1 protein-coding gene is annotated in these 475 nt (G+C 61.7%); it reads right to left on the bottom strand.

The window, feature by feature from the left end; genetic code table 11:
- A partial coding sequence (locus FYZ48_RS29120) for a DUF1573 domain-containing protein (RefSeq protein ID WP_149345981.1) occupies positions 1-475 on the bottom strand: 475 nt, incomplete at both ends.

Here is a 475-nt window from a genome sequence, read left to right as displayed (position 1 = left end):
GGTGTCGAACGAGAACAGGCCCGAACGGTCGCCGAAGGAGTCGGAGTCCATCGTGATCTCGAAGCTGATCGTATCGCCAGCGGCCACACTCTGAGCGGTCAGCGTGGTTGTGAACCCGGCAGGAATCACGATGTTGCTGATGTCCAGAGCAGCAGAACCGGTGTTCGTGATCTCGAAGGTCCGGGTCAGGTCGGTCAACAGTTCGGTGGTGCCGAAGTCGATGCCGCCTGGATGACCGTCGACCAGAACGCTCGGCGGTGCCGGGGCGTCGGTCACGTCGGTCAGCTGAACTTCCGGACCGGCAGAGACCCGCTCGATGCGAACTGCATCAGCGGTAATCAGGCCGTTGGCCAGGTTGGTCAGCATCACGGTCAGCGTCCGGCTGTTGATGGTGAACGTTCCCAGATCTTCCCAGAGAGCACCGTCGGCCTGGAAGTCATCAGGGGCGATCTGCTGGTTCAGATCGAAGGTCCCC

The sequence above is a fragment of the Gimesia chilikensis genome, assembly GCF_008329715.1.
Taxonomy (GTDB): domain Bacteria; phylum Planctomycetota; class Planctomycetia; order Planctomycetales; family Planctomycetaceae; genus Gimesia; species Gimesia chilikensis.
The sequence above is the reverse complement of the archived record's forward strand: the minus strand, read 5'-3'. Positions and strand labels throughout refer to the sequence as shown.